At 62.6% G+C, this 7,393-nt stretch carries 8 protein-coding genes; all 8 read right to left on the reverse strand.

All coding sequences use genetic code 11. The features are described 5' to 3' along the window. The coding region (locus tag B7449_RS15305) for an efflux RND transporter permease subunit (RefSeq protein WP_048883789.1) at positions 1 to 899 on the reverse strand (899 nt) is incomplete at its 3' end. Positions 900 to 992: 93 nt separating this feature from the next. Further along, positions 993 to 1,511 (reverse strand): Fur family transcriptional regulator, encoded by a 519-nt coding sequence (locus B7449_RS15310; protein WP_039736261.1) that lies wholly within the window; start codon positions 1,509 to 1,511, stop codon positions 993 to 995. A 144-nt stretch (positions 1,512 to 1,655) separates the two neighbouring features. After that, positions 1,656 to 3,197 (reverse strand): group II intron reverse transcriptase/maturase, encoded by a 1,542-nt coding sequence (ltrA, locus tag B7449_RS15315; protein ID WP_039736262.1) that lies wholly within the window; start codon positions 3,195 to 3,197, stop codon positions 1,656 to 1,658. A gap of 604 nt (positions 3,198 to 3,801) precedes the next feature. After that, the gene (locus B7449_RS15320) at positions 3,802 to 4,662 is read right to left on the reverse strand and encodes an energy transducer TonB family protein (protein ID WP_039736269.1); all 861 of its coding nucleotides are present in this window, start codon (positions 4,660 to 4,662) and stop codon (positions 3,802 to 3,804) included. A gap of 14 nt (positions 4,663 to 4,676) precedes the next feature. Next, on the reverse strand, positions 4,677 to 5,174 hold the full coding sequence (exbD, locus tag B7449_RS15325) for a TonB system transport protein ExbD (RefSeq protein WP_039736263.1): 498 nt from the start codon (positions 5,172 to 5,174) through the stop codon (positions 4,677 to 4,679). 5 nt (positions 5,175 to 5,179) lie between these two features. Continuing rightward, positions 5,180 to 5,929, reverse strand: a complete 750-nt coding sequence (gene exbB / locus B7449_RS15330; protein WP_039736265.1) for a tonB-system energizer ExbB — start codon at positions 5,927 to 5,929, stop codon at positions 5,180 to 5,182. Then, positions 5,926 to 6,177 (reverse strand): hypothetical protein, encoded by a 252-nt coding sequence (locus B7449_RS15335; RefSeq protein WP_039736266.1) that lies wholly within the window; start codon positions 6,175 to 6,177, stop codon positions 5,926 to 5,928. Before B7449_RS15335 ends, exbB begins: the two co-directional genes overlap by 4 nt. Then, entirely contained in the window at positions 6,174 to 7,391 is a 1,218-nt protein-coding gene (locus tag B7449_RS15340; RefSeq protein ID WP_082084909.1) for a PepSY-associated TM helix domain-containing protein, read from the reverse strand. Before B7449_RS15340 ends, B7449_RS15335 begins: the two co-directional genes overlap by 4 nt. Positions 7,392 to 7,393 lie beyond the last annotated feature (2 nt).

A 7,393-nucleotide genomic window follows, 5' to 3' on the forward strand; every position in this document is an offset into this window, starting at 1 on the left:
ACCGCATCGACAATGCCGACCAGATTGGCTCCCGGCTGGGCGCGCACCATCAGCGTCAGCGCCGGCTTTCCGTCAAAGAAGGCGGCGGCATTCACGTCCTGCATGCTGTCGGTGACGGTGGCCACATCCCGCAGCCGGATCGGGCGGCCGCTCTTGTAGGCGATCACCAGATCCCGATAGGCATCGGCATGTTCGGCCTGGTCGTTGACGGCAAGCTGGTAACGCTGGCCGCCCATGTCGATCACGCCTTTGGGGGTATGGGCATTGGCCGAGGCCAGTGCCGCACGCAGGTTCTCGAAACCCATGCCGTATTTGAAAAACAGCAACGGGTTCATCTCCACCCGCACCGCAGGAGCTGAACTGCCCATGAGCGTCACATCCCCCACGCCCTGCACCTGCAGCAGCATCGGCCGCAGGGTGGTGTTCACCAGATCATACAGGTGGGACATGGGTTGCATGCCCGGTGTCACTGCAAGGATCAGCACCGGCGTCGCATTCGGATTGGCGCGATGATAGCTGGGATCGGACCCCGGCGTGGTCGGCAGGTCGTGCCGGGCAGCGCGGATCGCCGCTTCCACGTCCCTCGCCGCGCCGTTGAGATCACGCCCCAATTCAAACCCAAGCGAGATGGAGGTCTCACCCCGCGTGGAAGTGGACTGCATCTGCGTGACGCCGGCGATATTGCCCAGATGTCGCTCCAGTGGGGCGGCCACCGTGCGGGCCATCACCTCGGGCGAGCCGCCGGCATTCGACGCCGAGACCGAGATCACCGGCAGGTCGACATCAGGCAGGTCCGAGACCGGCAGGAGGGGCAGCGCCATCAGTCCCGACAGCACGGCGGAGAGCAGCAGCAGAAGCGTCGCCACCGGGCGACGGACGAACCAGGCGATGAATTTCAAGGAAGATGTCCCGTCCCTGCGGGAGGGCTCACTCTATAAGACGATCGATGCGGGCATTTTTTCAGAGAAAGACGAAAAAATATCCGGCGTCTGTCAGCGCGCCTCCAGATCATGTCCGGCTGACGGCGTGACCGTGATGGCGGCGGCCTGCACCGCCAGACCGTGTTCGGCTGCGACCCTGCGCAGCACTGTGGCGACTTCCGGCGCGTTGCAGGCGATCTTCCGACCCGTGCCGGCTTCCACGAAGGTAATCGCGAGAGCCGCCTTGCGTTCCGGCGCCACGCTATAGAGCCATTGCCGGTCCGGCGTGACATCCCGGCGCAGGATGCCCCGCTCCACAAAGAGATTGAGATTGCGCTGGATTGATCCCTGCGAGGGCGCGTGCCCATCCTCCATCATCTTTCCCAGCGTTTTCCAGATTTCCACCGCCGTCGCCCGTGGTCCGGCTTCGAGGATGCCGTGCAGCAGGATGCGCCGCAGATCGGTCATCTTGATCCCGACCTCTTCGCAGCGGTCTTCCAGCCTGCGCACAGCGCTGCGGCTGGCGCCCATGCCAGGACGGATTTCACTCAGAGACGGCGAGGAACGGCGGTATTCGGAAAAGGCGAGCATGGGTTTGATCCTGTCACGATCAGGGAAAGGGAATGAAAACCAGAACGGCAAAAACCTCAGTTCCCACTGGCATCGGGTAGGAACAGCCCATCACTGGGCTATTCCCCCCTAAGAACCGTACGTGCGAGTTTCCCCGCATACGGCTCAAGCCTCTACAAAGCTCTGTGTGACCAGAGCCGCCAGCGCACTGCGCCGGGTCGAGTTACTGGCCTTTGCGGACCGATCCTGCCGATCCTTGGGCAGCGTCCGCTTTTCAGCGAAGTAACTGTCCCATGCTGGATCGAACGGGTTTGCTTCGGCCCTGATCTTGCGATGACGGCGGATGGAAACATCGGTGGCCCGCATCAGCCGCACGACTGTATTGTTTCCTGCGTCATCGCAGACTGTTGCGCGGAACACCCAGTCTCGCGTGCCTTCCCGGGCGAAGTAGCGATCCTTCACCCAGCCGCGCGATTTGTTCGGGTGTCTGCGGCAGGCCCAGCGCCAGAGGCACCGCCAGATTTGAGCATCGACCTCACGAAAGGTCTGCGCCGCTACCTGATTGCGATGGTAGTTCGCCCATCCCCGGATAACCGGGTTGAGGCGCGCTATCATAATTTCCTGCTTTACGCCGATAGCGTCCTTCACGATCGCCCGGACCTTGCGCAGAAAGGTCTGAACATTCTTTCGGGCTGGCCCGATAAGAAGTTTTCCTCCGTATTTGCGCACGTTCCAGCCGAGAAAGTCGAAGCCTTCCTCGATATGCACGATCTTTGTCTTCTCGTCGGACAAGGTCAGACCCCTGTCGCGCAGAAAATCCTCGACCATCGCTTTCGCTTCCTCCAACTGGTCTTGCGACCTGCCGGTGATGACGAAATCGTCTGCATAGCGGATCAGATGAACCTTGCTCCGTTGCCGGTTTGGACGCCGGGGACCATAACGATCCCGTAGAATCCGCTCCATCCCGTCCAAGGTCATGTTCGCAAGTGTCGGCGAGATGATACCACCCTGTGGTGTTCCCGCTTCGGTCGCGAACAGTTCACTATCCTGCATATAGCCGGACTCCAGCCATTTCCGGAGTATCACCTTGTCCATAGGGATGTTGGCGACAAGCCAGTCATGGCTGATGTTGTCGAAGCATCCGGCTATGTCCGCGTCGAGCACCCAGTCCGCCGAACCCGACAACCGCAGCACCTTGTAGCACTGCTCTGCCGCGTCACGGCTTCCTCGCTTCGGCCGGAAGCCGTAGGAGTTGGGGTCCGCCGTCGTTTCCGCGATGGGGAGGAGCGCAAGCAGGTGAAGTGCCTGCATGGCCCGATCCTTCATCGTGGGAATTCCCAGCGGGCGCAGCTTTCCGTTTGCTTTCGGGATATAGACCCGCCTCAGAGGCTGTGGCTGGTAGCCCCGCCGCGTCAGCGACAACATTCCCCTGACACATTTACCCGGCCTGTCCCAGATGATCCGGTCCACGCCGGGCGTATTCTTTCCCCGGTTTTCCGTAACGCGCTTCACGGCGAGAGCCTTGCCGTGAAGCGAATGGGTCAGCAGCCATTGCAGGGCTTTCACCTTGCCCCAGCGGCCTTCCCGCACTGCCTTCGCGATACGCACTTGCAGCCTTCGCACGGCCTGATTTACTTTGGTCCAGTCGATTTCGGACCATTTGATCTGGCCGCCGGAGGCCGCACCAGTCATGGTGGTAACTGTCATTTGCCTGTCCTCCTGTGATGGTTCCACAAATTTTCTCGCAACGAGAGACCAGTCGGAAGTCTGCTCCCTTTCAGGCGGGATGATGTTGGCGAGCCGCAATCCCTATCGATGCCATTACAACGTCGCATTCGCTTTCTCCGACCTCTTCTACCCGCACCCCCGACAGCGTTCCTTGCGGTCGGCCTGCCCGTTGCCGGGCGGGGATACGGGCTTACCCAGTTCTGACCAAGTAACGGGATGGGTTAGACCCTGCCTTTTCGCCGACGGTCATAATGTCCGTGTGCTCTCAATCCACAAAAGAGCAACCGACCGCGTACCTTTTGGTTCAAGCCTGTCAGCATCTTTGGCTTGTTATTCTTAACGACGTTTATCAGCAGTTCACTTGTATTGGTCATACCACCCAGCCTGGCGCCCTATCCGCGCCGATGCTTGCAGATAATGCCTCGACCTCGCGGTGTCGGCACGGCCCGAAGGCCCGGCTACTTTGTCCCGGCAGCTTCACACCGGACCGTTACCAGTCCCGCATGTGCCGGTAGGCTACTGATGACGGAACATCAGGTTTGTCTCATGGAAATTTCCTTTACAAACAATTACTTGACCAAATCTATGGTCGCACATGGATGTAAAACTCGACGGGCACCGTCAGGGTGATCGGATCCCCCGCGACACTGTCCGGCGGAATGGGCAAAGGCTGGGCGCGTTTGGGCAGGGCAATGGCTTCCTGGTCCAGCAGCGCATGGCCGGAGCTGCTGGCGAGTGTCACCGAGAGCACATGCCCCTTGCGGTCCATGGAGAAGGTCACGGTGGGCACGCCTTCCTGATGGTCGGCCATGGCGTCGGACGGGTAGCGCTTGAATTTTTCAAGCTGCGCCAGCAGCGCGCCCTGCCAGGTGACCGGATCGTGCGACGCGTGGGCCGATGACGAACCGGGGGCCGGGGCTGCCTGTGTGGGGGCGGGCGGTGCTTCCGATGAGGGCGGCGCGGTCGTAGCCTCGGCTGGCGGCGTCTTGTCCGGGATCGGCTTTTTCAGCATCGGCACCGGCTTGTGCTTCTTCACCAGTTTCTTTGGCTTCTCAGGCTTGGGCACCGGGATCGGCGGATTGGGCGCGGGCGACGGCGGGGCCGTGATCTTTGGTGGCTCGACCGGCGCCGGATCGGGGATGGACTGGGTCTGCTGTGGTCCGGGCGGCAGGTCCGTGGGCGGGGTCGGTGTCGAGACGGGTTCAGGGGCCATGTCGATGGCGATCGCGGCAGGCGGTGGTTCGGGCACGGCCATGACCGGTGGTGGCAGGCGCATGATCCACCAGATCGCTCCGCCACTGACGGCCAGTACGGCGAGGAAGGACAGGCCCCAACGGATGGCGTCCTCGCGTCGGGCTAACTGCGCCTGTCCTCTCTGCCAGTCGGCGAAAGACGGCTGGACCGTATCCTGAGTCACGCCAGCAGAAACCGCCGTATCCGCCATGTTCATCGCGTCGCTCACGGTGTCGCCCCGGATGCAGGCGCAGCAGGGGCCGCGTTGCTGCCGGACGGCGCAGGCGTCGAACCCGCCTCGCTGCCTTCTTCCTGCCCCTGCAGATTGACCAGCGCGACCTTGAGGTAGCCAGCAGAGCGCAGCTTATCCATCACGCCCATCAGCGTGCCGTAATCGACCGTCTTGTCGGCCCGCAGGAAGATGCGCTCGTCCTTGTTGCCTTTGGTCGCAGTTTCCAGCGCGCCGGGAAGCGAATCGGCGGAAATATCGTCCTCTCCCAGCGCCAGGCCGTGATCGGCCTTGACGGTGAGGAACACCGGGTCGTCCGGGCGCGGTGTTGGCTTTTCGGTCGAGGATGGCAGATCCACCGGAACGTTCACGGTGGTCAGCGGAGCCGTGACCATGAAGATCACCAGCAGCACCAGCATCACGTCGATGAACGGCGTGACATTGATCTCGCTCGCCTCATGCGGGTTCTCATCGGTATGGCGGATGCGGATCATGTCGCCTACTCCCCGGCCACCGAGCGGCTATCGCGCGATGCGCCAAGCCGCACCACCTGCCCGCTGGCGGTCAGCGCCTGCATGCGGCCGAGATCACGCGAGACCAGGCGCATGACCAGTGCGGTGAGGTCCGCGACCTGCGCGCGGCAGGACGCTGTCTGGCGGGCGAGATGGTTGTAGATCACCACCGCCGGGATAGCCGCCACCAGACCCAGCGCAGTAGCCAGCAATGCCTCGGCAATACCGGGGGCCACGACGGCAAGGCTGGTTGCCTTGCTGGCGGCAATGCCGGTGAAGGAGGTCATGATGCCCCAGACCGTGCCGAACAGGCCGATGAAGGGCGAGGTTGCGCCGATGGTGGCCAGCACTCCGGTGCCACGCAGCAGGCGACGACCTTCAGCAGCTTCAAGACGTTCGAGGTGGAGCACGATGCGCTCCTTCAGCCCCTCGCTGTCATCGGGAATATCAGCAGAACGCTTACGTTCAGTTTCGGCTGCCATGACCAGCGTGTGGGCGATGGAGGAATTTCCCCGTGTCCATTCCTCGCCAAGGTCCAGCGTGTTGGCTTCTTCCAGCGCTTTCTCGGCTTTATGGAGCTTGAGCCGCACGCGCAGCAGTTCGACGGACTTGGCGATGAAGATGGTCCAGGTCAGCAGACTGGCCATGGCCAGCAGGATCATGACGCAGCGGACGACCGGGCCGGCATTGAGGAACATGTCCCACGGAGAAAAGGAAATGGGGGCGAGATCGGTCATGAGAGACCTCCTTTGGAAGACGGTCCGCGCCACGCCCGGATCAGGCAGATGACCGTAACGATGAGGGGAATGGACAGGGCGGCCCAGGACAGGGCCAGCCAGATGCCGTGCTGCCCCAGCAGGGCGGACAGCAGGCCGAAGATGGTGAGCAGGCCCAGCGCGATCGGCCACGGCCAGACGGCGACGGGATGGCGTGATGCCGAAACAGGCGGAGACGGCATGGGGATTTCGGGAGAGACGGCGTTCATCGGACTGTCTCCACCGTCAGGACACGGGCAGTCGCATCGTCCGCGTCATCCAGATCGTACCCCAGCGCCCGCAGACGGGCGTCGGTGGCGATCTTCCGTTTGCCCGCCCACAGCACCAGGCCACTGACCAGAACGCCAATCACCACCACATCGAGCAGCGCCCACAGGATTTTCAGCGGCATACCGCCGTAATCGCCGAAATGCAGAGGGCGGGAGATTTCCAGAAAGCGCAGATACCACGGCATGGGATACGCCCCGGTCAGTTCGCCCGTGCGGGCATCGACCAGAACCGGGGTGAACAGTCGGGCGCGTAAAGGTGTCGCGCCTCTCGTCCAGAGCACGTAATGCACCGGGCTGCCAAAGGAAGCGCCGGGGAAGGATAGGCCGGTCACCTCATTGCCGGGGGCCGCCTTGGCCGCCGTGTCGAACGCGGCCTGCACCGAGGACAGATGATCCTGCAATGGCACGGGCAGATTGGCGTAGGGGCGCAAAATCTGGCGCACATCGGTCACACGCCACAGGCCGAACAGCGGCGTCTGGAGTTCGTTGACCAGCCCGGTAAAGCCCACCACCGTCGCCCAGACCAGTGTGGCGGCCCCCAGCAGGTTGTGCAGGTCCAGCCATGTCAGACGCGAGGCCCGATCCCGCCGGACAGAGCCGAACGGCAGCCGTTTCATGAAGCGGCCATACAGCACTGCGCCAGACACCAGCGAGGCTACGAAGACACCGCCCATCGCGCCAAGAAACAGCCGGCCGGTGAGACCTGCAAACAGGCTCGTATGGAGCTGATTACAGATCCCCATGATGATGCCAGTCCAGGTGCGCGGCTCCTTCGGGGCATCGGCGGGACGCGACTGCTCCAGCACCTTCGCCGTGCGGGCGTCGAACTTGATCCAGTGGCCGGAGTGCCGGTCCGGGTAATTTTCGTCGTCCTTCAGCGCCTGCCAGCTTGGGGCCATGGAAAGGAGAACAGCGGGTTCATCGTCATCCGGATTGACGCTGGTGATGATCTGGCCGGGATAGAGCACACGCGCCTTGTCCACGATGACATCCAGGCTGGCGTTGGGCGTTCCGGGCGGCAGAACCTCGTAAGGCGGATCATCGTCGCCGACGAAAATGTCCCATATCTGCTCGGAGAACAGCAGCGGAAGGCCGGTCACGCAGACGATCAACAGGAACAGCGTGCAGACCAGGCTCGTCCATTTATGGACCACGA

This window comes from Komagataeibacter intermedius TF2 (assembly GCF_000964425.1).
GTDB lineage: Bacteria > Pseudomonadota > Alphaproteobacteria > Acetobacterales > Acetobacteraceae > Komagataeibacter > Komagataeibacter intermedius.